General features: G+C 64.7%; 1 protein-coding gene. It reads left to right on the forward strand.

Annotated features, from left to right (window positions below; all coding sequences use genetic code 11):
- Positions 1-632 (forward strand): lytic murein transglycosylase (locus EOA38_RS38290; RefSeq protein ID WP_189435260.1); only part of this gene is annotated, 632 nt, incomplete at both ends.

Here is a 632-nt window from a genome sequence, read left to right on the forward strand (position 1 = left end):
CAAGAAAACCTTCGACGAAGCCTTTATCGGCGTGAAGCCGAACCTCAAGCTGCCCGACCTCGTCATGCCCGGCGAGAAGCCGACGACACCCGAGAAGCAGCATCAGGCCGAGTTCGGCCCGCCAGCCAACTATTTCGCCGAGAAGATCATTCGCGCCGTCACTGGCGGAGGACGGACGCGCGAGAGCGCCAACGCGAGGGTGCTCGGGCTGATCGAGAAGCGCTACGGCGTGCCGGGTGACTTGGTTCTGGCGATATGGGGCCGCGAGACCGGCTTCGGCGCGGCCAAGATGCCTTACGACGCCTTCGAAGTGCTGGGCACCAAGGCGTTCATGTCGACCAAGAAGGATTTCTTCCGCTCCGAGGTGCTGGCGGCGCTCGAGATCGTCGAGCGCGGGCTGGCACCTGTCAACGCGATGAAATCGTCCTGGGCCGGCGCGCTCGGCCAGCCGCAATTCATGCCGACCTCCTTCCTCAAGCACGCCGTCGACTTCGACGGCGACGGCAGGCCAGACATCTGGAATTCGACCCCTGACGTGCTCGCCTCGATCGCCAACTATCTCGTCCATTATGGCTGGGTGAGGGGGCGCGGCTGGGGCGTCGAGGTGATGGTGCCGGCCAGCGTCTCCTGCT

It is taken from the genome of Mesorhizobium sp. M1E.F.Ca.ET.041.01.1.1 (assembly GCF_003997355.1).
Classification (GTDB): domain Bacteria; phylum Pseudomonadota; class Alphaproteobacteria; order Rhizobiales; family Rhizobiaceae; genus Mesorhizobium.